A 23537-nucleotide genomic window follows, 5' to 3' on the forward strand; every position below is an offset into this window, starting at 1 on the left:
AGGCGGTGAATGGCCGGGAAGCGGTGGACATGGCAGACAGGCTGCGGCCGGATATCGTGCTGATGGATCTCGTCATGCCAGAGATGGATGGCATTCAGGCAACCCAAAAAATTAAAGAACAGCATCCGGAGATGATTGTCCTGATGCTGACGAGTTTTTCGGATCGTGACCACGTCGTGCCGGCCATGGAAGCAGGGGCAGCCGGCTACCAATTGAAAGACATCGAACCCGATGAATTGGTGGAATCGATCCGGAGCTTGATGCGCGGCGAAAATACGCTGCACCCGAAAGCGACGACCGAGTTGTTGAAAGGGCCCACTGAACCGGCGCCGCATACACTGAACCTTTTGACGCCGCGGGAAAAAGAAGTGCTGGCGGAGTTGACCAAGGGCAAGAGCAACCGGGAAATCGCATCGGCGTTATTTGTCACGGAAAAGACAGTGAAAACACACATATCGAACATATTCAACAAGCTGGAAGTGCAGGATCGTACGCAGGCGGCGCTTTACGCAGTCAAGCACGGACTCACCGGATCAGGGAATTAAATAGAAAAAGAAGCAAGCCGAATGACGGCTTGCTTCTTTTTAACGTTTTTTGACCGGGCGTTTGCGGTTGTCTTTCGTGATTTGTTTCCATTTGCCGCGCTCCACTTTTTGGGCGGCCGCATCGCTTTTGCGTTCGATATGCGCAAGTTCGCGTTTCAGCTTGATGTAGCTGCGGTAGCGGTCATGCTGCAATTCGCCGCTCAGCAAGGCTTCCTGCACGCGGCAGCCGGGTTCATTGCCATGCTGGCAATCGCGGAAGCGGCATTCTTCAGCGAAATGCTCGACATCGGCGAAGCCGCTTTCGACGCCTTCTTCGTAATCGCCGAGCTGAAATTCCCGCATTCCGGGGGTGTCGATCAGCAAGCCGCCAAGCGGCAGGCGAACCAGCTCGCGGTGGGTCGTCGTATGGCGTCCTTTGCTGTCATCTTCACGGATATCCTGCACGGCCATCAATTCACTGCCGGATAAGGCGTTGATCAGCGATGATTTGCCGACGCCGGAAGAGCCGAGCAGGGCGCCGGTATGGTTTGGCAACAGCAATTTCTGCAATTCGCCGATGCCTTCGCCGGTGACGCTCGATACCGCAATCGTGGGAATGCCGAATGCCACTGATTCCAATTCGCGCATATATGGTTCCACGTCTGTGCATTGGTCTTTTTTAGTCAGTACGATGACCGGATTAGCGCCGGAATCCCAGGCGGCGATCAAATAGCGTTCCAAACGCCGGACGTTGAAATCATGGTTCAATGACATGACGAGAAACACATAATCGACATTGACGGCAATCAATTGGATGTCCGAAGTTTCGCCAGCCGCTTTTCTGGAGAACTGCGATGAACGAGGGAGGACATTGTGGATGATCCCTTTTTCCTCGCCGGGCATCTGTTCGACCATAACCCAGTCGCCGACTGCCGGGAATTCGCTGTGCGCGTGTTCATGGCGGTATTTGCCGGATAATGTGCTGAGCCATTCGCCGCGTTCCGTCACCACGCGGTAGATGTTTTTGTGTTCAAGCGTGACACGTCCGGGAATCCCGGAAGGCCCTGTTTTTTCTTGCCATGCTGTATTCCAGCCATATTGTTCGATTAAATTCAATGTAATTTCCTCCTATTATGCAAAATAAAAAACCATGGATGCGAGCAAATCGCAGTCCATGGTCCCCGGGCATAATGGAAGAAGCGTATCGTCAGCGATACACAGAGTGGGGTACTATAGACTGGATTTGCGTATTTACAATGATCATCGCCATAATACCTCACCTCTTTCTTCAAGTTACTTTAAAGATACTGTATCCTTAAAACCAGGTCAAGGACTTTTGTGCAAAAGTTATTGTAAATCAGATTATTAAAAATACCTGCAGCAATCCCGTTTTGCAACGGGGCAGTCTCTGTTTGCCTTCAACCTGTTGAGGGGAAAGCATTAATAGACGATTATTGGAAAGCGAGGAGAAAAGATGAAGTCCACTATATATTTATTCAAAGAAAAATTTTGGTTGACGCCCGCGATTTTCAGCATCTTAGCGATTGCGTTATCGGTCGGCTTTTTTTATGTGGACTTGCTGCTTGTCGAACGGTTCAAAGAATTTATCCCGTCAATTTTGCTGACGAAAGTCGATTTGGCAAAAACGATCATGGGGACTTTGGCAGGTGCACTGCTGACGATGAGCACTTTTACATTTTCAACAATCCTGGTTGTTTTAACGATGTATTCCGCCCAGTTTTCACCGAGGGCATTGAAAAACTTCGTCCACGATCCGGTGACTTGGCGGGTGCTGGGCATTTTCCTTGGCGGCTTTATTTACAACACCCTTTCCTTATTGTTTATGAGGGATGACTTGTATACACATGATGTATTGTCGACGTTTGTCGGAATTGTCATCGCTTTTTTCTGCCTTGGCACGTTCGCCTACTTTATCCATTACATAGCCACGACGGTGCAGGTGAGCAAATTAATCGAAGTGCTTATCAAAGATGCGGAAGATGTGATTTCCTATTACGAGGAGTTCGAGGAAAAATGCGCTGTTTCAGAAATTTCGGATGGCTTGAATCCTATCGGGATCATTGAAACCGTCAACGCTGAAACGAGCGGCTACCTGCAATTCATGTCTTTTGAGAAGCTGCTTGGGCACGCGGATAAAAATGGATTTGAGGTAGACGTCCTTGTCTGCATCGGCGATTACATTTATGAAGGCAAACCGTTGATGAACATCTACAGAAAAGAAGGGCAGGACTATGATGTCAGCGGCTATTATTCCATCGGAGGCGAACGGTCGGCTGAACAAGATTTGCCGTACGCATTGCAGAAGCTGGTGGAAATTGCTCTGCGTGCAATTTCTCCCGGCATCAACGATCCGAATACCGCCAATGACATAATCGTCCGCATCGGCAGGCTGCTTGGGAAAACCGCTCACATCCCGCACGGGGAATTGGCGTTGGCCAATAAAGAAGGGCAGCATATCGTGAAATGTACGCTGCCGGAATTTTCCGGCGTGTTGTATAAAGTTTATTATCAAATGGCCTATTATGGAAAAGAGGATATTTCAGTGATGCATTCCATGGCCGATTCGCTTAAAATAGTCGCTGAGCTGGCCCCTTCCGAGCATCACCAAGCAATTTGGGATATCCAGATATACATTCTGGAATCGCTCGAAGGGCAGCAATTGAAATCGATGGACCAGGACTTCCTGCAGAAGAAAGTCGATGAGCTGGCAGTGGCCACTGGCCAGCGTTCCATCCAGATCGGTGCTTTGGCAGGGGAATGATCTTGCTTGGGCGGCTTCACTAAACAAAAAAAGGACGGCGAAAAGATTTCTTTTCGCCGTCCTTTTTTGAAATTTTTTCAGTCATCCTCATCTTCGTAAACCGGCTCGATATGAACATGGATTACGCAATGGGGCTTAACTTTATGGATTTTTCTTTCGACTTCTTCTGTGATCCAGTGGCTTTGAACGACGTTCAGAGATGGATTGACCGCAATCGTCAAATCGATGAACATGACGTTGCCGTGGTTACGCCCTTTGAAATCGCGAAGTTCTCGGACGCCGGGCACTTTCCGGACAAGCACGGACATTGTTTCCACTTCATCTTCATTAAAGCCGTCGGTCAACGTCCACACAGCTTCTTTGAAAATATCCACAGCTGTTTTGATGATGATCAAGCCAACGATGAAGGCGGTGATGACGTCGAGTATCGGCGCGCCAAAAACCGCACCGATAATGCCGATGCCCGCTCCGATGCTGACTAGGGCATCCGACCGGTTGTCGTAGGCGGCAGCCCGGACTGCTGAGCTTTTGATTTCTTTGCTGAGCTTGATGTTAAAGCGATAAACGAAGTACATGACGATAGCACTGAAAAAAGCGACTCCCGCTGTGAATAGGGAAGGTGTAGCTTCCACCGGGATGAAGAAGTTTTGGACGGCACCCAGCAGCACTTGCAACCCGATGACCGCCATGATGAAAGATGCCAGCAACGAAGCGATCGTCTCCGCCCGCAGGTGTCCGTAATGATGATTTTCATCGGGCGGCTTTTGGGAAATACGCAGCCCGATCAGTACAGCAACCGAAGCGATAATATCCGTCAAATTATTCAGCCCATCCGCTTTTAAAGCTTCAGATGAACCGGCATAGCCGAAGCCGAGTTTGATGGCGCTGAGAAAAACATAGGCGCCGATGCTGATCCAGGCGCCTTTTTCCCCTTTGCGTAAGTTTGTATAGAGTTCCATAAAGTTTCCTGCCTCCAAGTCTCCTGAACAAAGTGAAACGACCCTCGAATGAGAGCCGTTTCAATAGAACATATGATAGTCAGTCCACCTAGGCAGAAAGCCGGATGAACGGTTAGAAGTGCTGTGAAATTATATTTTTAGCTTTATTAGTATAGCAGGAAATGCACAGGAACGCCAATCGGGAAAAGGTGCCGAGTTTACTTTAACCAGATGGTACATGACAACATATAAGCAATCAGTTATGCTTTAATTGAAGAAAAAATACAGGCAAAGCTGAAATTCGTTTTTCAGCAAAGCCGGCGCATTAAAGGAGACGATTATGGCAAAGAAGAATTACATGGAAATTTTGAAAGCTTCCACAAAACTGGGGCTCACTTCATTCGGCGGGCCGACTGCCCATCTCGGGTATTTCCGGGAAGAATATGTAGTCAAACGGAAATGGCTGGATGACAAAGCATACGCTGATCTTGTGGCGTTATGCCAATTCCTGCCTGGACCGGCAAGTTCACAGGTCGGCATTTCAGTAGGAATGCTGAGAGGCGGAATCTTCGGCGGCTTCCTGTCTTGGTTCGGCTTCACGATGCCGTCAGTCATCTTATTGGTGTTGTTCGCAATGCTAGTATCCAATGCGTCGTTCGACAGCGGCTGGATCCACGGTTTGAAAATTGTCGCCGTCGCGGTAGTCGCCCACGCATTGATGGGAATGGGGAAATCGTTGGCGCCGGACTTGCCAAGAATTGCGCTTGCTGTCGCGGCCGCAGCGGCTATTCTGCTTGTGCCTACTGCATGGGCGCAAATAGCGGTCATCGTTTTAGCAGGGATTTTTGGCTATTATATGTACCGCAAAGAAAAGGCGCCGGAAGCGGTGAAGCTGGCACTTACGTTTGGCAGAAAAACAGGGATTGCGGCTTGGACGATTTTCGCCGCGTTGCTGGTCGGGCTTCCGTTGCTGAGGCCGTTCTTTGAATCTGCGCTCTATGCGATTTTCGATATTTATTACCGGGTCGGATCGATTGTGTTTGGTGGAGGCCATGTCGTTCTGCCAATGCTTGAGCGGGAAGTGGTGCCAGGATGGATGGGTCCGGATGTTTTCATCTCGGGTTATGGAGCTGCACAAGCAGTCCCGGGACCGCTGTTCACATTGGCTGGCTATCTTGGCCAGATCATGTCAGGTGGATGGGGAGCGGTCATTGCGGTCATTGCGATGTTCTTGCCCTCCTTCCTGCTGGTCATCGGCACGCTGCCATTTTGGAGTGTCATCCGCACGAAGTCAGGCGTTCAGGCCGCTTTAAAAGGAGTGAATGCGGGTGTTGTCGGCATTCTGCTCGCCGCTTTGTATGATCCGGTCTTTACATCGGGTATTCGTGGGCCGGTTGATTTTGCCATTGCGATTACTGCGTTTGCAATGTTAGTCTATTTTAAACTGGCACCATGGGTTGTTGTGTTGGTCACGGCGATTCTTGGCGCTATGTCTTACGCATTTCTATAAGGGGGAAGAATCATGGCGGCTGAAAAACAGCTTGATGAAATGGATTCGCTTGCGCGTTTTAAAAAAGAATTTTACCAAACTGAAAACCAGATATACATGGACGGCAATTCGTTAGGATTGATGTCGAAACGTGCGGAAGCTAAATTGCTGGAGGTCGTGGAAAGCTGGAAAATCCACGGCATTGACGGCTGGACAGAAGGGAAAGACCCATGGTTTACGATGGCGGAAAACCTGAGTGCCCGCATTGCTCCTTTGGTCGGGGCGAAACCGCATGAAGTGATGGTGACAGGATCGATTACGTCCAATATTCATCAGATGCTGTCCACTATTTTTCAGCCAAGCGGAGACCGCTTTGCAATCATGGTTGATGAGCTGAATTTTCCGTCAGATATTTACGCGGTGGAAAGCCATCTGCGCCTGCGCGGACTAGATCCGGCAACAGCCATGAAAAAAGTGCGGAGCCGCGACGGCTTCACATTGGAATTGCAGGACATTATTGATGAATTGACTGATGAAGTGGCAATCATCATGCTGCCGTCGGTCCTTTACCGCAGCGGACAATTGCTGCCGATCCGGGAAATTGCGGAAGCCGCACATGAAAAAGGGATTTTGGTCGGATTTGATTTGGCCCATTCCATCGGGGCTTTGCCGCACGAACTGCATGATTGCGGTGTGGACTTTGCGGTTTGGTGCCATTATAAATACATGAATTCAGGACCTGGCGGAACGGGCGGATTGTACATCCATGAACGCCACCACGACTTGCTGCCAGGCAACGCCGGCTGGTTCGGATCAGACAAAGCGAAGCAATTCGATATGGACCATTCGTTTTCGAAAGCGGAAGGGGCCGGCGCTTATCAAATCGGCACGCCGAATATTTTCAGCATGGCGCCATTGCTTGGGAGCATTGAAATTTTCGAAGAAGCAGGCATTGAGGCCGTGCGTGAAAAATCACTTCAACTGACAAGCATGCTGCGCGAGTTGATCGCCCAGAAAATTCCGGCGCTGAAAGACGTGACGCCTGTTGAAGACGCTGGGCGCGGCGGCCATATCGCGTTGGCTCATGAAGAAGCGGCGCGCATCTGCAAAGCCTTGAAAGAGGCTGGCGTTGTACCCGATTTCCGTGCGCCGAACATTATCCGCTTGGCTCCGGTAGCGCTTTATACGTCTTACAGCGATGTTGAAAAAGTGGTGGAGCGTTTGAAGGCCATCATGGACAATGAAGTCTACAAAAACTTCAGCAACGACAGAAACGTGGTGGCGTAAGTGGCAAAGAAGATTATTGATATTTCCATGGCATTGGATGCGCAGACGCCGGAATGGCCGGGAGACGTGCCATTCAAGTTCCGCCTGTCAGTGACACAAGAACAAAGCGGATCGGTGAATATTGGTGAATTGTCCACGAGCACGCATATGGGCACGCACATTGATGCGCCTTTCCATTACGATGACAATGGTTTAAAAGTGGAAGAATTGCCGCTGGATATCTATTTGACAAAAGCTCAAGTGGTCGATGTAGCGGACGTTGCGAAAGTATTGGTGAAAAATCTGCCTGAAATAGAAGAAGGGGTGGAAGCTGTGCTGCTGCATACAGCGGCATGGCAAGACCGAACAGAATTCCCCGCTTCCTGGCCGGAATTCGACACATCGATTGCCGAATGGATGGTCCGCAAAGGGATCCGCCTCCTTGGCGTCGATGTCCCTTCGGTGGATCCGCAGACCAGCAAAGACTTGCCGATGCACCAGGCGATGAACCGCAATGGGCGCTTTATCCTCGAGGGTATCGTACTGAAAGATGTCCCAGCAGGCGTTTACCAATTGGCAGCATTGCCGCTGAAAATCACAGGTGCGGATGGCAGCCCGGTACGTGCTGTTCTATACACATGAAAAAAAGAGGCTGTCCAATAAGTCGAATATCAGACTTATTGAACAGCCCCTCTTTTCTAACGTAGAGTGAGGGAATATTATTGCTCCTGCATCACTGCGCTAGCTTCGTCGCAAAAGAGGTGCCCCAAATTACTTTTGGGGCACCTCTTTTTACATGTAATTAGACCGGAAATATGGTTCAAGATTTTTTATATTGATGGCAATTTCATCACAAATTTCTTGATAAAGAGCCCATTGTTCATGTTCGTCGGAACTGCGCAGCTCAGGGTTGCGAATATCCCATACTAGTAATTTTTGTAGAGGCAAATCCGCCGGTATATCGGCACCTTCCAAATCGCTGTCGTGCAAAGCGATAATCAGATCGGCTTCGCCAACTTCTTTGGAGTTGTAAGAGCGAGGCTCGACTTTCGGTATTTCAAATACGACTTCTTTCATCACTTGAAAAGGTGTTTCAGTGAATTGCGGCTGGCCCCACGCCGCGCTCCGAATGTCCCAGTCAGGAAGTTCCAGGCGATTCGCCCAGATTTCAGCCATGAGACCGCGGTGCTGGTGTGAGTCCAGAAAATATACGGTATGTTTTGACATAGCTGCTTCCCTTCTTCCTTTACCAATTTTATTGATTTTACTTCTTAGTAATGTTTACCCACCATATATTGCGCTAAACTGATAAATTTATGACAATATAATGTATAAAATATTGTCTTAAAGCGAAAAAAACCACAAAATGAGAGTAAATACCTAACTCGCACTTTGTGGAATCGTAATTATTTGATAACTAGCACCGAACATGGTGAATCTTTCAATAAACGTTTGCTGACTGAACCGATGAAAAATTTCTGAAGTCCGGATTTTCCGCTGTTGCCGACCACCAGCAGATCGACATTCTGTTCATCGATGTAAGCGGGAATCATTTTGCTGGCGCTGCCTTCAAGTGCCAACACATTTGCTTTGACGCCTTTGGCATCCAACTGCTGCTGAATGGCAGTATGCATATGCTTGGAGTATTCTGTAGCTGAATCTTCGTAATCATCAGGGCGTTTCAAATCACTTGGCGCACGGTAATCGTTTTCGCCAATTTCAGGAGGCATATACTGGGCATATGTGCTGTCCACGTTGGCCGAAACCACTCTTGGAGAAACATCGCCGATTCGCGCCGCCCGGAAATTTTCATGATATTCTTCGTTGACGTAAATGACATTCAACTTGGCATCTGGCATCGCTTCCATCAGTTTAAGCGCTTGTTCAAGTGCCATTTTGCTTCCTTCTGAACCATCGTAAGCAACCGCAATGTTGTGAAACATCCTTACCATCTCCGATCAAATGATTTTATTAGTACTAAATTACCCTAAGAGCACTCAATGAAACATTCCGCTTTGTTGTAAAATAGAATTTATTCGAAAAACGTTGACAATTCAAAAATGGCAGTGGTACTCTTGAATTACCAAATCAAAGGAAAAGGAGGTTATGGCAATGAAAAAGTCAATTCGCGTATTTTCAGCTAATTTCATATCGTTGCCAGGCCTCCTTGTTATTAGTCTTTGAATTTATTTCGTGACTAGAATTAGTTAGGGCAGGTCTGCGGACTTGCCTTTTTTCGTGCACGCGCACCTTGAAAATGGGTGCGCGTTTTTTTATAGTCAACGACTGGAAAAATTTTGAATTTACGAGGATGGTTTGGTCAGCCTTAGGCTGTGCAAATAAATAACGCCGTTTTGCCATTCCAGACGGCTAGTGAAAATTCGCTTTGGAACATCGGCAAAACAAATAAAATGAGAAGGGGAGAATGAAGATGAGAAAGCTTCAAACACGGAAAATCATGATCAAGGAATCGCTTGAAGGCGACTAGCGGAAGACAGAAAAAGAAAGTGGGAGTAAACGATGTTTAGTGTTTTATGGAAATTAAGATGGTTTTTTAAAGAAAATTGGATTCGTTACAGCATTGCCGTAGGGCTCCTGATGATCGCCAACGTACTGGAAATCATTCCGCCTTGGCTGATCGGGCTGGCAATCGACGCAATTGCACAGGAAGAAATGACTTCGCTTTTGCTGTGGCAATATGTCGGCGTATTAGCAGCATCAATGGTGCTCGCCTATATAACGAATTTTGTTTGGCAATACCAGTTGTTTGGCGGAGCTTACGTTATCGAACGCCAACTCCGTTCGAGCCTGATGGGCCATTTCATGAAGATGACGCCTACGTTCTATGAGAAAAATCGGACGGGCGACTTGATGGCTCGTGCAACAAATGATTTGCGTGCAATCTCGGAAACCGCCGGCTTCGGCATTTTGACGCTTGTCGATTCGACGCTGTATATGGCTACGATCATTGTCGCAATGGGAATGCTTGTGTCATGGGAGTTGACGTTCTTGGCGTTGATTCCGCTGCCGATCCTGGCGATTATCGTACAAGTGCTGGGCAAGAAAATCCATGCCCGCTACACGGCGGCGCAAGATGCGTTCGGCGATATGAATGACAGCGTCCTCGAATCGATCGGCGGTGTCCGGGTTATCCGTGCGTATGTGCAGGAACGGAAATCTGAAAAAGGTTTTTCCGATATGACTTCTGATGTCTACGAAAAATACATGGCTGTTGAACGGATTGATGCCTTATTCGCTCCGGTTACGAAAGTCCTGACGACGATCAGCTATATGATCGGTCTGGGCTATGGTGCGTTCCTTGTTGCAGAAGGGACCATGACGCTGGGCGACTTGGTCGCGTTCAATGTCTACCTCGGGATGATCGTCTGGCCGATGTTCGCCATCGGGGAAATGATCAATATCCTGCAGCGCGGCAATGCTTCGCTTGACCGGGTGGATGAAACACTCGGCCATAAAGAGGATGTAGCCGAAGCGCTGCATCCGAAAACGCTGGAGACGCCAAGCCGAATCAATTTCAAAGATTTCAGCTTTACGTATCCGCAGTCGAGTTCGATCAATTTGCAAGGCATCAATTTGTCGTTGAACAGCGGACAGACGCTCGGCATTGTCGGCAAAACGGGCAGTGGGAAGACGACGTTCGTCAAACAATTGCTGCGCGAATATCCGGCGGGCGAAGGGGCGGTCCTTATGGACGGCATCGATCTGGCAGATCTGCCGAAAGACCAGCTGCGCAGCTGGATCGGCTATGTCCCGCAGGACCACGTGCTGTTTTCCCGTTCGGTGCGCGACAATATCCTGTTCGGGAAACGGGATGCCACGGATGAAGACATCCAGGAAGCGATCCGCGTCGCCCATTTCGAGTCGGATCTGGCGAAGCTGCCAAACGGCTTGGAGACAATGGTCGGGGAAAAAGGGGTTGCGTTGTCCGGCGGCCAGAAACAGCGCATTTCGATTGCGCGTGCGTTGATCAAAAAGCCGGAAATTCTCATTCTGGACGATTCGCTTTCCGCAGTCGATGCGAAGACGGAAGCGAAAATCATCGAAAATATCCAAAACGAGCGTTCCGGCAAAACGACAATCATCACGACGCACCGGCTTTCTGCCGTGCAGCATGCCGATTGGATCGTGGTGCTTGATGAAGGAAAAATCATTGAAGAAGGAACTCATGAGGATCTGTTGAAAGCGGGCGGTTGGTTCCACGAACAATTTCTTCGCCAACAGATCGAGGAGGTGTAATCATGGGGACAGGAAAAAGATTAGTCCATTACGCCCTGAATTTTAAAGGGATGTTGATATGGGGGCTTGTGCTCCTGGCGATTGCGGTAGCGGCAGATCTCGCTGCTCCGCTGATCGCCAAAGAAATAATAGATGAGCACATCGCGCCTATGCAGGGCGGTGCTGTGAATTTCGAACCAATTGCGTATTTATTGGTGATTTTCCTGGCATTCGGCATCGTAGCGGCAATATTCCGCTACCTTCAGTTCATCTTCCTGCAAAAAGGGGCGAACAGCATCATCAAAAAAATGCGCAACGACGTTTATGGCCATGTCCAGACATTGCCAATTCGTTATTTCGACAATTTGCCAGCCGGCAAAGTCGTGTCGCGCATCACCAACGATACAGAAGCAATCCGCGAATTATTCTTTACGGTATTCTCTCAATTCGCAACGAGCTTTATGTATATGGCAGGAATCTATGCGGCGTTGTTCTACCTCGATTGGAAACTCGCGGCGATCATGCTGGTGCTCATTCCAATGCTTTACGGCTGGATGCTCATCTACCGCAAATTCGCGGCTCGATACAATCATGTTGTCCGCGAAAAATTGAGCGATATGAATGCCATGATCAACGAGTCGATTCAAGGAATGACGATCATCCAGGCTTTCCGCAATGAAAAGAACATGAAAGCCGAATTCGAAGAAATGAACAATACCCATTACCAGTTCCAGCAGAAGCTGCTCGTACTTGAGGCAGCGGCTTCGCATAATATGGTGGGCGTCTTGCGCGCATTGATATTCATCTTGTTCATCGCATATTTCGGAAGCGGCGCGATCAGCGGGGAAGGCATGGTGACAGTCGGTGTCCTGTACGCATTCATCGATTACATCATCCGCTTATTCAATCCGATCAGCGGCATCGTCAACCAGTTTTCACGCCTGGAACAAGCACTTGTTGCAGCAGAACGGGTCTTCCGTCTGCTCGACTTGCAGGGAGAACCGGTCAGCGACGCGAAAGTGGCACGCTATAGAGGCAATGTCCGCTTTGAGGATGTCTGGTTTGCGTATGACGCAGAAGAATATGTCTTGAAGAACATTGATTTTGAAGCGAAGCAAGGGGAGACGGTGGCGCTTGTCGGCCATACCGGTTCCGGCAAAAGCTCGATCATGAACTTGCTGCTGCGGTTCTACGATGTCTCCAAAGGCCAGATTACGATCGATGGCATCAACATCAACGACATGACACGCCAATCGGTCCGCGAGCACATGGGAATCGTACTCCAGGATCCGTATTTGTTTACAGGCACGATTGAATCGAATGTGTCGCTTGGCGACGAACGCATCACGCGCAAAATGGTGGAAGACGCACTTGAAGCGGTTGGCGGCGAACGCGTCCTCAAGCATTTGCCGAACGGCATTGACGAGCCGGTTGTCGAAAAAGGCAGCACTTTGTCATCCGGACAGCGCCAATTGGTGTCTTTCGCCCGGGCCTTGGCTTTCGATCCGGCAATCTTGATTTTAGATGAAGCCACATCGAACATCGATACAGAAACTGAAGAAATCATTCAGCACGCGATGAACGTGTTGAAGAAAGGGCGCACGACGTTCATCATCGCCCATCGGCTGTCGACGATTAAAAATGCCGACCGCATTCTGGTCCTCGACCACGGTGAAATCGCCGAAATGGGCTCTCACGAAGAATTGATGAAACTTGGCGGCCAGTATCATCAGATGTACAAAATCCAATCGGGAATGTCTCCTGCCCAGCAAGTCGGGTAGAAGGGGCATTCCCCTTTTTTCGTTGAATTGCTATTGCTGTTAAAAAACGGCGGCGTTACCTATAATGAAAAAGCGGGAAGAAAAAAACGCCGGAACTTTTCCGGCGTTTCAATCGTATACATGGAATAGCATCAGTTCATGGATCATCGTTTTCACGGACTCCTCGTCCTGCGGCGGATCCGTCAGCCAAGCGATTTTTCCGTCAGGATGGTATTCGCCCGCGATGCGTTCACTTTTATAGAAGAAGGAAATGTTCCAGCCAGGAAGCTGGGCATTTTCGAACATTGGCTTGAATTTAAAATGCTGAAGCATAGATATCCCCCTTTGCGTCTCTTCTATAGTATAAAGGGATGGAATCAGATTGACAAAGAAGAAAAAGAAAAGAGTGAAGAGATTGAACATAATATTAACGCTGGTCTTCATGGCCATCATCGGGGCTTTAATCGGGGGTGTCACGAACTTTATCGCCATCAAAATGCTTTTCCGCCCGTATAAAGCGATATACATCGGCTCGTGGCGGGTGCCGCTGACGCCAGGGCTGATCCCGAAAAGGCGCGATGAATTATCCACTCAATTAGGGCGTACGATTGTCGATCACTTGTTGACGCCGGAAACGTTCAAAAAACGGTTTTTAAATGAAGAAATGCAGATTCGGACAGAAGGATGGATCCAGCGGCAGCTTAAAACCCACGCTTTCCAATCTTCCCGTTCATTGAAAGATTGGCTGGAAGTCGCAAATCAGCAAGACATCGATGTGAAAATCGAGTCGAAACTGGATGAATTGGTGGACCGCCAAGCGGATTCGGTCCGGTCGTATATCGAAGGAAAAACGATTCGTGAGCTGATGCCTGAAAATTGGAAAGCGGAAGCCGAAGTGAAAATTATCCACGGCGTCAAATACGGCATCGATCGGGCAACCGATTATTTTGTGTCGTTCCAAGGACGCCAGACCATAAAAACGTTCTTTGAGGAATTTCTGGCTTCCCGGGGGCGCTTTGGCAATATGCTGCAATCGCTGCTCGGTGAATCACGGCCGATTGTCGACCGCATCCAGCCCGAAATTGTGAAATTCCTGAACTCTCCGAAGACCTTTGAACTGGTGACTTCGCTGGCTCACGGCGAATGGGAGAAGCTTCAAGACAAAAAAGCAGAGGACCTGCTGAAAGAATTCGATTTCAGCCCGACACTCGATTCAGTAAAGCAATATGTACGTGAAACAGCCAATATCAACGGGCGTCTGGGTGCAACGCTTGCACAGACTTGGCCAACCGGGTTAGAATGGACAGGGAAACACCTCACACCGCTTGTTGCTGAATTTATTTTTCAGCAAGGGGAAGTGAGATTGGAAGAAGCCTTGCGCAAAATCAACATCGAGAGCATGGTGAAAGAGCAAGTCGATTCATTTGAACTCAGCCGGTTGGAAGAGCTTGTACTGGGCATTTCACGGCGCGAGTTGAAAATGATCACGGTTCTGGGTGCATTCCTTGGTGGACTGATCGGTTTAGTCCAGGGGCTTGTGGCCATAGGGCTGAATATTTAAGCAGAGGAGAATGATGATGACAGTTAACATCTATGACGATATCAACAAATTGGAAAGCACGTTCCGCAGCACAGAGGAATACGTAAAATTGCAGCAAGCGGTTGAAGCCGTATCTTCAGATAGCGAATCGAACGAATTGTTCAAGAGCTTCCGCGACTTGCAGATCACACTTCAGCAAAAGCAGGCTCAAGGCGAAGAAATCACAGAGCAGGAAATGATGGACGCACAAGCTACAGCAGTGGCTGCACAGGAAAACCCGAAAATCTTGGCAATGCTTGAAGCAGAAATGGGCCTTAGCCAGATTATCGACGAAGTTAACCGCGTTTTGATCAAACCAGTTCAATCCCTATACGAATCCATGTAATTTCTTTCAACTGGCGGCAATTTCCACGAACATCGCCATAAAAAAAGGGATTTCACAAGAAGACACCGAATACGTAAAGATGAATCACAATTCATTTTTGCGAAAGGGTGTCTTTTTGTATGTTTGAAACAATAGAATTGACGAAACAAGGGCGTACCGGTTATTTAAAACTGAACCGGCCACAAGCAATGAATGCGATGAACGGAACGATGATGAAAGAACTTGCGGAATGCTTTGAATCCCTTCATCACGACACTGAGCTTCAAGTATTGGTGATCCACGGCGAAGGCAAGGCATTTTCAGCCGGCGGCGATATCAAGGAAATGATGGATCCGGAAAATCCGATGGATATCGACAGTGTCATGGTGGACGTCAGCCGTTTGGCGAAAGCGCTTTATACGCTGCCGCAGGTTACCATTGCCGCTATCCACGGCGCTTCAGCCGGCCTTGCTTTTAGCATCGCTTTGGCATGCGACCACATCATTGCTGAAGAAAACAGCAAACTGGCGATGAACTTCATCGGCATCGGGCTGGTGCCGGACGGCGGCGGACATTTCTTTATGAAAGAGCGTGTCGGTTCACCGAAAGCTCAGCAAATGATCTGGGCTGGCCAAATCCTGAAAGCGCATGATGCGTTGGCGAAAGGTATCATTGATGAAGTGACCGCTGAAGGCCGCTCGATGGAATACGCCAATGCTTACGTTGAGCAAACATTGGCTTCACCTGTTAAAGCGAAACTGGCAACAAAACATATCCTGCACCAATTGAAAGTCGGAGAACTGGAAAAAGTGCTCGAGCTGGAAGCAGCTGCCCAGTCGGCAATGCGCAAGAGCACCGACCATCTCGAAGGCATCCAGGCATTCGTCGAAAAACGGAAACCGGAGTTCCAAGGGAAATAAGCGGAATGAATTTCTTTAAATAACTTCTCAACAAAAGACAAAAGGTGCAACGGGGAAAGCCCCGTTGCACCTTTTGGTCTTAAGAATGGAACAATAATAATTTGCCTGCTGGAGAAGCAAGGCGATGCGTTTTTTCCAGAAGTGATTTCTCTTCCAGAAGCGCTTGGCCTTGTTCTTTTGCCTGGCTGTCGTTTTCAGCAGTGAATGTTTCCTCGGTAATCAATTCACCGTTTTTTTCATAGGCGGTCAATTTATAAGTTCGCATGAATCGACAACTCCTTCTGAATGGTTGTTCATTTTTCAGTATATCGGTTTTTACGGAAAATGTCCCTGTTTTTGAAACATTTCAACAAGAGCTTCGTATAGAAAAGAGAAGGGGGAATGAGCGATGGGTTTAAAAGTGGAGAATGCCACAAAGAAATTCGGGGATTTTACAGCGGTGGACAATTTGTCGCTAGTGGTTGAAAGAGGGCAAATGTACGGATTCCTTGGCGCGAACGGCGCAGGGAAGACGACCACTTTCCGAATGATTTTAGGGCTGCTGAACCAGACGCACGGAACGGTGACGTGGAACGGCAAGCCGATTACATACGCGAACAGCCCTGAAATCGGTTATTTGCCGGAAGAGCGGGGGCTGTATCCGAAAATGCGGGTGGAAGAACAGCTTGTTTATTTGGCACAGCTGCGCAAGATGCCCGTCGCGGAAGCAAAACGCGAAGTACATAAATGGCTTGAGCGCTTTGAAGTGCCGCATTACGCATCGAAAAAAGTGGAAGAGCTGTCAAAGGGCAATCAGCAAAAAATTCAATTGATAGCTTCGTTGATCCATAAACCGTCGCTGCTGATACTGGATGAACCTTTTTCCGGTTTGGACCCGGTCAATGTCGGCATGTTGAAGTCCGCGATCCTGGATTTTCAAAAGCAAGGGGCGACAATCGTGTTCTCCAGCCACCGTATGGACCATGTAGAGGAATTATGCGATGACATGAGCATACTCGATCGTGGGAAAGTCATCCTCAGCGGATCGATCCGCGATGCAAAACGTTCATTCGGCAAGCATAACGTCCGCATTAAAATGGATCAGGATTTAACAGGCTTGAAAGAAATTGCCGGGGTGGAGGCATTCACAAAGACGCATGACGGGGCAGTGTTCAGAATCGGCAACGAATCGATAGCGCAAACGCTGCTTGCTGCATCAATGAAGCTTGGAGACCTGCGCCATTTTTCCATTGAGGAACCGACTTTGGAAGAAATTTTCGTGGCGAAAGTAGGGAAAGCACATGCATAGTTTCTGGATTATCTTCAAACAAGCTTTTTTGACAAAGGCAAGGACGAAATCGTTCATTGCGACCACAGTGATCGTTGCAGCTTCATTTTTCCTGGTAGCGAATTTATCAAATATCATTGCTCTTTTTGATGGCGGCAGTGAAGACGCGGATGTGCTCCATGTTTTAGATGAATCAGGGCAATTAACGCCTCTGCTACAGGAGCAATTGGCAGCTGTCGACAGTCCCGTGCAGGCGATGCCGACCGAAATGTCGGAGACGGAATTGAGAGAAGGCATCTCGGAAGGGACCATTGAAGCGTATATCGAACTCACGCAAGCGCAAGGTTTGGCCGCTCGCTACGTAACCGAATCAGCTAATGGCATGGGCAGCGGAGCGGATGTAGAACAGGCTGTGCAATCGATGCAGACCGTTTTGGCTGCCGATGAAATCGGCCTTAGCCAGGCGGAAGTCAGCCAATTGTTTTCACCGGCATCATTTGAGCGTGAAGCCGTCGCCGTTTCTTCCAAGTCGGAAGAAGAATTGAACCAGGCGCGCGGGCTCGTTTATGTCCTGATTTTGCTTATTTATGTCGCAGTCATCTATTACCCGAACATGATTGCCATGGAAGTGGCGAACGAGAAATCATCCCGTGTCATGGAAATCCTGATTTCGAGCGTCTCGCCGGTCAAGCATATGTTTGCGAAAATCGCGGGCATCGGCATGCTTGGCATCTTGCAAATGCTCATTTTCGGAACGGCCGGCTATTTTGCCATCAAATCTGCCGGCACGGATCTGGCAGGCGGCATTACAGGCGTCTTCGGCTTTTCAGACTTGAAAATCAGCACATTCCTGTTCGCGTTCCTGTTTTTCCTGCTTGGCTATTTTTTATATGCCGTGCTTGCGGCATTGCTTGGCTCACTTGTCAGTCGGACGGAAGACGTGCAGCAATTGATGCTGCCGATGATGTTTCTGGTCATCATTGCTTCTTTCATCGCTTTTTCCGGCATCGCGATGCCGGAAGCGACGTACGTCACGGTGGCATCGTACATCCCGTTTTTTGCGCCGCTTGTCATGTTCCTGCGAGTCGGAATGCTTGATATCCCATTATGGGAGCCGTTGCTGTCGATCGCCATTATGCTTGTGACAATCGGCGTATTGGGCACGATCGGCGCACGCGTTTACAGAGGCGGCGTCCTTATGTACGGCCCGTCGCAATCGTTGAAAGACATCCGCAAAGCGATTCGTTTAGGGGACAATAAATAACGTGGCGCAGTCCGTGTGCCGACCGCCAGCCGATCTTTTCGGCTGGCGGTTTTTTTTTTATTCGCCAACATGGTAAAATAAGAACAAATATTCGGTTTTCGAAGGAGCTTGATTTATGAAAGGGATTCGTTTCATCCACGCGGCAGATTTGCATCTTGGCAGCCCATTCACCGGGGTGAAAGGGCTGCAGAAAGAACAATGGCAAAAGCTGAAGGACAGTACGCTGGAGGCATTTGACCGGCTGATCTCTTATGCGCTCGGGCAGCAGCCCGATTTCGTGCTGATTGCAGGTGATATCTATGACGGGGAAGACCGGAGCCTGCGTGCGCAGCACCGTTTCCAGCAAGGCATGGAAAGGCTCAGCAAAGCGGGAATTCCTGTCATCTTATGCCATGGCAACCACGATCACTTGAGCGGCAGCTGGACGCGTTTCGAATTGCCGGATAATGTCCATTCGTTCGGTGCGGAAGTATCGCAAATCAAATTGAATATCCGCGGCATCGAAGTTGCTGTTGCGGGATTCAGCTATGGTGAACGCCACATTAAAGAGTCAATGGTAAACGCGTATCCTGCTGCAAGCGGAGGGGATGCATTCCATATCGGCATGCTTCATGGCAGCCTCGAAGGCGAGAAAGCACATGCCGTCTACGCACCTTTTACGAAACAGCAGCTCCTTGAGAAAAATTACGATTACTGGGCGCTCGGCCATATCCATTTGCGGCAGCAGCTCCACGATGATCCGCCGATCGTCTACCCTGGCAACATTCAAGGGCGGCACCGGGGAGAAGCTGGCGCAAAAGGCTTTTATGATGTCGAGCTGTCGAAAACTGCGGCACAGCTGACATTTGTCCAAACCTCGGTTCTGCAATTTGACGAACTCATCGTGGACTGCAGCGGTGTGATGCACATGAACGAGCTGTTGGATGCCTGTGCCAACGGTGCACGGGATTTCGCGGAACGCTTCGGGCCGGGTGCGGTAAAACTGAAATTCGTAAATTTGGATGCGGAGGCGCGGGAACTGGTTCTTGGCATTCCGGAAGAAGAGCTGCTCGAAGCCGTGCGGGAATCGCTGGAAACAATGGATGCATTCATGCTGGTGCAAGGGATATCGGCTGAAAAAGAAAGTGTGGAAGCAGAACTGTCGCCGCTTGCTGAAGAAATCATTTCCATGATGGATTCCTGGCAATTGCAGGACTGGAAGGAAGTATTGAAGGATTTATACCGCCATCCGAAAGGCAGCCGCTATTTGGAGCCGCTTGGAGAATCAGCAACAGGCGATATCAAGGCAGCCGCCGCTGAAAAAATTCGCCGCGGCATTGGAATCGGAGGATGAACGGATGAAAATCGAAAAATTGGTCATCTACGGTTTCGGCAAACACCAGGATCGCGAAATCATTTTGGACCCCGAACTGTCAATCATCTACGGCACGAACGAAGCGGGCAAAACCACCATCCAGCAATTCATCATCCAGACCTTATTCGGCTATCCATCCAAAAATCAAAACCTGCGGCGCTATGAACCGAAAAACGGCGGCAAATATGGCGGGCAATTGCATATTGTGGATCCGGATTTCGGGCGGGTAATTATTGAACGTGTGAAAGGGAAATCGGCTGGAGATGTAACGCTTTATTTCGAAGATGGCAGCGGCGGTTCTGAAACTGACCTGAAAATGATTTTACGGGATTACGACAGGGCTTCTTTTGAGTCTGTATTCTCGTTTTCCATACATGAGCTGCAAGGGCTTGAAAATATGAATGAAGAAGAATTGAGCCGGACATTGCTGGCATCCGGAACGACTGGCATGGACGCCATCGCCCGGATGGAGAGCCGCCTGGAAAAAGAAATGGCCGTTGTCTTCAAAAAAAGCGGACGCAACCCCGAAATCAACTTGAGGGTCGATGAACTCAAATTACTTGATAATGATTTGAAAGAGTACCGCCGCCGAATCGAATTATATGAACCTTATGTTGCACGGGTTCGTGAAATCGAGAGCCGGCTGGATGAGATGGGCGATGAAGAAGCTGAACTTGATGGAGCATTGAAAGCTGCTGAACGCTGGCTGCAGGCTAGGCCGCTTCTGGAAAAGCGGCAAGCGCTGGAGTTGGAGGCAAGCACATTGCAGGCAACCGCTTTTCCTCCGGATGGCCGCCGCCGGATGGACAGGCTGTCAGACAGGCTGTCGGAAGCAACAGCCAAAATCGGCTCTTTGGAACAACAATACAACCGGACGGCTGATCAGCCCGAAACGCCGAAACGAATAGAAGAATTGGAAGGCCTTTTGGCAAAGGAATCCGGATGGCACCGCCTGAGTTCGGAACTATCCAATAAACAGCAGGAAATAGGCAAAATTGCAGATGAACAAGGACGTTTGCTTTCATTGGTTGGAATGGATTTGGAGCAGGCGCTGCGGGCGGATGTTTCGCTAAACAATGAGGAGCGGCTCTTGTCCTTTGTTGAACAAGCGGATCAAGAAGAAGAAGAGCAGCGGTATCATAGCCGGAAAGTTGCGGAAGAGAAAACGAAGTTGGAAGAAGCGTCGAAGGAATTGAAATTCTTTCTGTCTGGCGAACCATCTGAAAAAGAGCGCAAGGAAGCAGAAGAGTGGCTGGCTGCTGCGCCGAAATTAGCCGAGGCAAAAGCAGCGGGGCAGCTTCAAGGATCCAGCAACCCAAAGAATCTGATGTATATATTGATGGGACTCGGGGTTTTAGGTTTCCTGATCGGAATTTTCCAAGAAAATTATCCATTAGCCGTTATTTCTGTTCTGGCAGCTATTGCAGGGGCTTGGATGGCCTTTAAAGGCAGAAAGACCGAAACACTCCCAGCGGAATATCAACAGGTTCTAGCGGCTTACGGCGGCAGGGAAACGGAGCTTAATGCGTTAATCGACAAATTAGCGCAATACGACAGAAAATTGGACAGCTTACTGGACAATTTGGAAGCAACGAAGCGCCAAATTGCAACTTTGGCACAAGCACCACAAGGGCAAGGGGCAAAAGAGGCATACCGGGAGTTTCTTCAGGAGCTGGGCATCAATCCTGAAACCGGAAGAAAAACGGTCGTGGAATTATTCGGCGCGCTGCGTGAAATACAAGCATTGCAAACGGCTTCGGAACGGCTTAGCAGAGACATTGCAAAACATACCGCCGAAGCTGAGGAATGGCTTGCTGAAGCGTCTGCCGCCTGCAACAGAGTTTTGGCGCAGGATGGCCTGTACGAAGCAATCCGCGCGGAATTTTCCGCACGCAAAGACCATAACGCAAGTGTGGCGAAATCGCTGGCGCAAAAGAGGGAGCTTCAGGCAGAACTGGCACAAGCCCAATCCCTCGCTTTGCAGATTGAGCAGGAGCAAGGCGCCCTGTTGCAGGATGCCGGAGCTTTGAACTTGGAGCAATTTTACAGCCTTTGCGACGGCTGGGAACGCCTTCAGGAAATCGGCAAGCAGCAGGCATTTCTGGCAGCGCAATTGGATAGCCTAGGCGATGTCGATGAGATGAATGGCGACAGCACAGCAGACGGCGGCATTGAAAGCTTAGAAGATAAGCTTGGAGCACTGAAAAAAGAGCGTCATGCATTGCTGGCCGAAAAAGCTGATAAGCTGCAGGCGGCAAAAACGCTGTTGTCAGATGGTGAGTATGAAGAAAAACTTCAGCAATTCGAAGAAAAGAAAGAGGAGCTCGCTGAGCTTGCGATGCGCTGGTCGATAGACAAAGCCATAACTGCCGCAATCCGGAGGACGATGGACGAATTGAAGGATAAAAAACTGCCGGCGGTCATCGGAGCAGCACAAGCCTATTTCAGCAAACTGACGGGCAATGCTTACAGCAACCTGGAAATGAATCCAGATGGTTTTTTTGAAGCGGTCAGGGAAGACGGCATGCGTTTTCATATAGCTGAGCTTAGCCAAGCGACAAAAGAGCAGGCCTATATTTCTTTGCGCTTGTCGCTGGCCGTTTCGATGCGAGAAAGCCATGCGTTTCCCGTGATCATGGATGACCCGTTTGTTCATTTTGATCGCCGGCGGCTTCAGCACATGATAAACTTAATAACGGAGTTGCAGCTAAACCATCAATTCATTTATTTTACTTGCCACGAGACGATGAAAGAAAGTTGGCCGAAAGCATCGATTATTGATGTGGCTGATATTGGAAGGAGTGTCCATTCATGACAAAAGGAATTACACAGCGTGCTGTCGGAGAGACAATCGATGAATTTTTGCTGATCAAACAATCGGTGAAGGGCGTCACCACTACCGGCAATCCGTTTATGTCGCTCGTCCTGCAAGATAAGAGCGGCGATATAGAAGCAAAGCTTTGGGACACAAAAGATGAACATGAGAAGGTCTTCGCTGCGGAGACGATTGTCCGCGTTGGTGGAGAAATCCATAATTACCGCGGCAAAAATCAATTGCGCATCAAGAGCATCCGGCCTGCGAAGCCGGAAGAGAACCAGTCGATTGCAGATCTTATGCCGTCTTCGTCGAAAACAACGGAAGAGCTATTGGAGGATGTGATGCAGTATCTTTTCAAGATGGAGAATCCCCATATTCAGCGGATCACCCGCCATATCTTGAAGAAATACCAGCAGCAATTCCTGACATTCCCGGCAGCAACACGGAACCATCACGATTACGTGTCAGGGCTGGCGGACCATGTCGTCTCGATGCTGAAGCTGGGAGATGCCATTGCAGGGATCTACCCAAGCTTAAACAAGGATCTGCTGTATTCAGGCATCATCCTCCACGACATCGGGAAAGTTTTCGAATTGTCAGGGCCGATTGCAACAACGTATACCTTGAAAGGGAATTTGCTTGGCCATATTTCAATCATGGTGACGGAAATCGAGAAAGCTGCGGAAGAGCTCGATATTGACAGCGAAGAAGTTTTGCTGCTGCAGCATATGGTATTGTCACACCATGGCAAAGAAGAGTGGGGAAGCCCGAAAAAGCCGATGATCAAAGAAGCGGAAATGCTCCATTATATCGATAACATCGATGCGAAAATGATGATGCTTGACCGCGCGCTTGAAAAAACGAAGCAAGGTGAATTTACCGAGCGGCTGTTTCCGCTGGATAACCGTTCTTTCTACAAGCCGACAATCGATTAGGGAAGAGCAGGCCAATTAAATAATCGCATACAAAAAAGGCGGCGCTTAAATTCACAAAGAATTTAGCACCGCCTTTTTTA

Annotated in this window: 21 protein-coding genes; 15 read left to right on the forward strand and 6 right to left on the reverse strand. The window is 49.0% G+C overall.

Annotation, left to right across the window (positions count from 1 at the left end; translation table 11 throughout):
* Positions 1-545, forward strand: a 545-nt coding sequence (locus EGV91_RS04105) for a LuxR C-terminal-related transcriptional regulator (RefSeq protein WP_135500936.1), incomplete at its 5' end; no start/stop codon positions are given.
* Positions 546-584: 39 nt separating this feature from the next.
* On the opposite strand, the gene rsgA is transcribed toward EGV91_RS04105, so the two are convergent.
* Positions 585-1640 (reverse strand): ribosome small subunit-dependent GTPase A, encoded by a 1056-nt coding sequence (gene rsgA, locus EGV91_RS04110; protein ID WP_135500938.1) that lies wholly within the window; start codon positions 1638-1640, stop codon positions 585-587.
* 358 nt (positions 1641-1998) lie between these two features.
* Here rsgA and EGV91_RS04115 point away from each other — a divergent pair, with 358 nt between their 5' ends.
* Positions 1999-3306, forward strand: coding sequence for a DUF2254 domain-containing protein (locus tag EGV91_RS04115; protein WP_135500940.1), 1308 nt, complete (start codon positions 1999-2001; stop codon positions 3304-3306).
* Positions 3307-3383: 77 nt separating this feature from the next.
* Here the strand turns inward: EGV91_RS04115 and EGV91_RS04120 are convergent, their stop codons facing one another.
* Complete coding sequence (locus EGV91_RS04120; RefSeq protein ID WP_135500942.1) at positions 3384-4265, reverse strand: cation diffusion facilitator family transporter; 882 nt, start codon at positions 4263-4265, stop codon at positions 3384-3386.
* A gap of 319 nt (positions 4266-4584) precedes the next feature.
* Between EGV91_RS04120 and chrA the strand changes: the two genes are divergently transcribed.
* The 3 genes from chrA to kynB are packed head-to-tail and all read left to right on the forward strand — an operon-like array spanning position 4585 to position 7641.
* On the forward strand, positions 4585-5754 hold the full coding sequence (chrA, locus tag EGV91_RS04125) for a chromate efflux transporter (protein WP_175580266.1): 1170 nt from the start codon (positions 4585-4587) through the stop codon (positions 5752-5754).
* A 12-nt stretch (positions 5755-5766) separates the two neighbouring features.
* Positions 5767-7020 carry a kynureninase gene (kynU, locus tag EGV91_RS04130; RefSeq protein ID WP_135500946.1) on the forward strand — a complete coding sequence of 418 codons (1254 nt, stop codon included), beginning with the start codon at positions 5767-5769 and terminating at the stop codon, positions 7018-7020.
* A complete protein-coding gene (gene kynB, locus EGV91_RS04135) occupies positions 7021-7641 on the forward strand; it encodes an arylformamidase (protein ID WP_135500948.1) in 621 nt (206 codons plus the stop codon).
* Positions 7642-7791: 150 nt separating this feature from the next.
* On the opposite strand, the gene EGV91_RS04140 is transcribed toward kynB, so the two are convergent.
* The gene (locus EGV91_RS04140) at positions 7792-8226 is read right to left on the reverse strand and encodes a phosphatase (RefSeq protein ID WP_135500950.1); all 435 of its coding nucleotides are present in this window, start codon (positions 8224-8226) and stop codon (positions 7792-7794) included.
* A gap of 179 nt (positions 8227-8405) precedes the next feature.
* Complete coding sequence (locus EGV91_RS04145; RefSeq protein ID WP_135500953.1) at positions 8406-8942, reverse strand: universal stress protein; 537 nt, start codon at positions 8940-8942, stop codon at positions 8406-8408.
* A gap of 577 nt (positions 8943-9519) precedes the next feature.
* On the opposite strand from EGV91_RS04145, the gene EGV91_RS04150 reads away from it, so the two are divergent.
* Both EGV91_RS04150 and EGV91_RS04155 read left to right on the forward strand, forming a co-directional pair.
* Complete coding sequence (locus EGV91_RS04150) at positions 9520-11256, forward strand: ABC transporter ATP-binding protein (RefSeq protein WP_135500955.1); 1737 nt, start codon at positions 9520-9522, stop codon at positions 11254-11256.
* A gap of 2 nt (positions 11257-11258) precedes the next feature.
* Entirely contained in the window at positions 11259-13016 is a 1758-nt protein-coding gene (locus EGV91_RS04155; RefSeq protein ID WP_135500957.1) for an ABC transporter ATP-binding protein, read from the forward strand.
* A gap of 108 nt (positions 13017-13124) precedes the next feature.
* Here the strand turns inward: EGV91_RS04155 and EGV91_RS04160 are convergent, their stop codons facing one another.
* Complete coding sequence (locus EGV91_RS04160) at positions 13125-13328, reverse strand: YheE family protein (RefSeq protein WP_135500959.1); 204 nt, start codon at positions 13326-13328, stop codon at positions 13125-13127.
* A gap of 73 nt (positions 13329-13401) precedes the next feature.
* On the opposite strand from EGV91_RS04160, the gene EGV91_RS04165 reads away from it, so the two are divergent.
* The 3 genes from EGV91_RS04165 (at position 13402) to EGV91_RS04175 (ending at position 15819) form a co-directional block, all read left to right on the forward strand.
* Entirely contained in the window at positions 13402-14556 is a 1155-nt protein-coding gene (locus tag EGV91_RS04165) for a DUF445 domain-containing protein (protein ID WP_338325015.1), read from the forward strand.
* Positions 14557-14572: 16 nt separating this feature from the next.
* A complete protein-coding gene (locus tag EGV91_RS04170; RefSeq protein WP_135501188.1) occupies positions 14573-14920 on the forward strand; it encodes a YlbF family regulator in 348 nt (115 codons plus the stop codon).
* A gap of 119 nt (positions 14921-15039) precedes the next feature.
* On the forward strand, positions 15040-15819 hold the full coding sequence (locus tag EGV91_RS04175; RefSeq protein WP_135500962.1) for an enoyl-CoA hydratase: 780 nt from the start codon (positions 15040-15042) through the stop codon (positions 15817-15819).
* A 79-nt stretch (positions 15820-15898) separates the two neighbouring features.
* Here the strand turns inward: EGV91_RS04175 and EGV91_RS04180 are convergent, their stop codons facing one another.
* Complete coding sequence (locus EGV91_RS04180) at positions 15899-16084, reverse strand: YhzD family protein (protein WP_135500964.1); 186 nt, start codon at positions 16082-16084, stop codon at positions 15899-15901.
* Positions 16085-16207: 123 nt separating this feature from the next.
* On the opposite strand from EGV91_RS04180, the gene EGV91_RS04185 reads away from it, so the two are divergent.
* The 5 genes from EGV91_RS04185 (at position 16208) to yhaM (ending at position 23457) form a co-directional block, all read left to right on the forward strand.
* Positions 16208-17107, forward strand: coding sequence for an ABC transporter ATP-binding protein (locus EGV91_RS04185; protein WP_135500966.1), 900 nt, complete (start codon positions 16208-16210; stop codon positions 17105-17107).
* Entirely contained in the window at positions 17100-18350 is a 1251-nt protein-coding gene (locus EGV91_RS04190) for an ABC transporter permease (RefSeq protein WP_135500968.1), read from the forward strand. Before EGV91_RS04185 ends, EGV91_RS04190 begins: the two co-directional genes overlap by 8 nt.
* Before the next feature lie 115 nt (positions 18351-18465).
* Entirely contained in the window at positions 18466-19683 is a 1218-nt protein-coding gene (locus EGV91_RS04195; protein ID WP_135500970.1) for a metallophosphoesterase family protein, read from the forward strand.
* A 4-nt stretch (positions 19684-19687) separates the two neighbouring features.
* Positions 19688-22519, forward strand: coding sequence for an ATP-binding protein (locus EGV91_RS04200; protein ID WP_135500972.1), 2832 nt, complete (start codon positions 19688-19690; stop codon positions 22517-22519).
* Complete coding sequence (yhaM, locus tag EGV91_RS04205; RefSeq protein WP_135500974.1) at positions 22516-23457, forward strand: 3'-5' exoribonuclease YhaM; 942 nt, start codon at positions 22516-22518, stop codon at positions 23455-23457. The genes EGV91_RS04200 and yhaM overlap by 4 nt, the downstream gene beginning before the upstream one ends.
* Positions 23458-23537: the final 80 nt, after the last annotated feature.

Origin of the sequence: Planococcus koreensis, from assembly GCF_004761975.1 — a bacterium.
Lineage (GTDB): Bacteria > Bacillota > Bacilli > Bacillales_A > Planococcaceae > Planococcus > Planococcus koreensis.

What these genes read in the sequence shown, in the direction of transcription:
- EGV91_RS04115 (WP_135500940.1), top strand. Translation starts at nt 1,999, where the DNA reads ATGAAGTCCACTATATATTTATTCAAAGAAAAATTTTGGTTGACGCCC.
- EGV91_RS04120 (WP_135500942.1), bottom strand. Translation starts at nt 4,265, where the DNA reads ATGGAACTCTATACAAACTTACGCAAAGGGGAAAAAGGCGCCTGGATC.
- chrA (WP_175580266.1), top strand. Translation starts at nt 4,585, where the DNA reads ATGGCAAAGAAGAATTACATGGAAATTTTGAAAGCTTCCACAAAACTG.
- kynU (WP_135500946.1), top strand. Translation starts at nt 5,767, where the DNA reads ATGGCGGCTGAAAAACAGCTTGATGAAATGGATTCGCTTGCGCGTTTT.
- EGV91_RS04140 (WP_135500950.1), bottom strand. Translation starts at nt 8,226, where the DNA reads ATGTCAAAACATACCGTATATTTTCTGGACTCACACCAGCACCGCGGT.
- EGV91_RS04145 (WP_135500953.1), bottom strand. Translation starts at nt 8,942, where the DNA reads ATGTTTCACAACATTGCGGTTGCTTACGATGGTTCAGAAGGAAGCAAA.
- EGV91_RS04150 (WP_135500955.1), top strand. Translation starts at nt 9,520, where the DNA reads ATGTTTAGTGTTTTATGGAAATTAAGATGGTTTTTTAAAGAAAATTGG.
- EGV91_RS04155 (WP_135500957.1), top strand. Translation starts at nt 11,259, where the DNA reads ATGGGGACAGGAAAAAGATTAGTCCATTACGCCCTGAATTTTAAAGGG.
- EGV91_RS04160 (WP_135500959.1), bottom strand. Translation starts at nt 13,328, where the DNA reads ATGCTTCAGCATTTTAAATTCAAGCCAATGTTCGAAAATGCCCAGCTT.
- EGV91_RS04170 (WP_135501188.1), top strand. Translation starts at nt 14,573, where the DNA reads ATGACAGTTAACATCTATGACGATATCAACAAATTGGAAAGCACGTTC.
- EGV91_RS04175 (WP_135500962.1), top strand. Translation starts at nt 15,040, where the DNA reads ATGTTTGAAACAATAGAATTGACGAAACAAGGGCGTACCGGTTATTTA.
- EGV91_RS04180 (WP_135500964.1), bottom strand. Translation starts at nt 16,084, where the DNA reads ATGCGAACTTATAAATTGACCGCCTATGAAAAAAACGGTGAATTGATT.
- EGV91_RS04185 (WP_135500966.1), top strand. Translation starts at nt 16,208, where the DNA reads ATGGGTTTAAAAGTGGAGAATGCCACAAAGAAATTCGGGGATTTTACA.
- EGV91_RS04190 (WP_135500968.1), top strand. Translation starts at nt 17,100, where the DNA reads ATGCATAGTTTCTGGATTATCTTCAAACAAGCTTTTTTGACAAAGGCA.
- EGV91_RS04195 (WP_135500970.1), top strand. Translation starts at nt 18,466, where the DNA reads ATGAAAGGGATTCGTTTCATCCACGCGGCAGATTTGCATCTTGGCAGC.
- EGV91_RS04200 (WP_135500972.1), top strand. Translation starts at nt 19,688, where the DNA reads ATGAAAATCGAAAAATTGGTCATCTACGGTTTCGGCAAACACCAGGAT.
- yhaM (WP_135500974.1), top strand. Translation starts at nt 22,516, where the DNA reads ATGACAAAAGGAATTACACAGCGTGCTGTCGGAGAGACAATCGATGAA.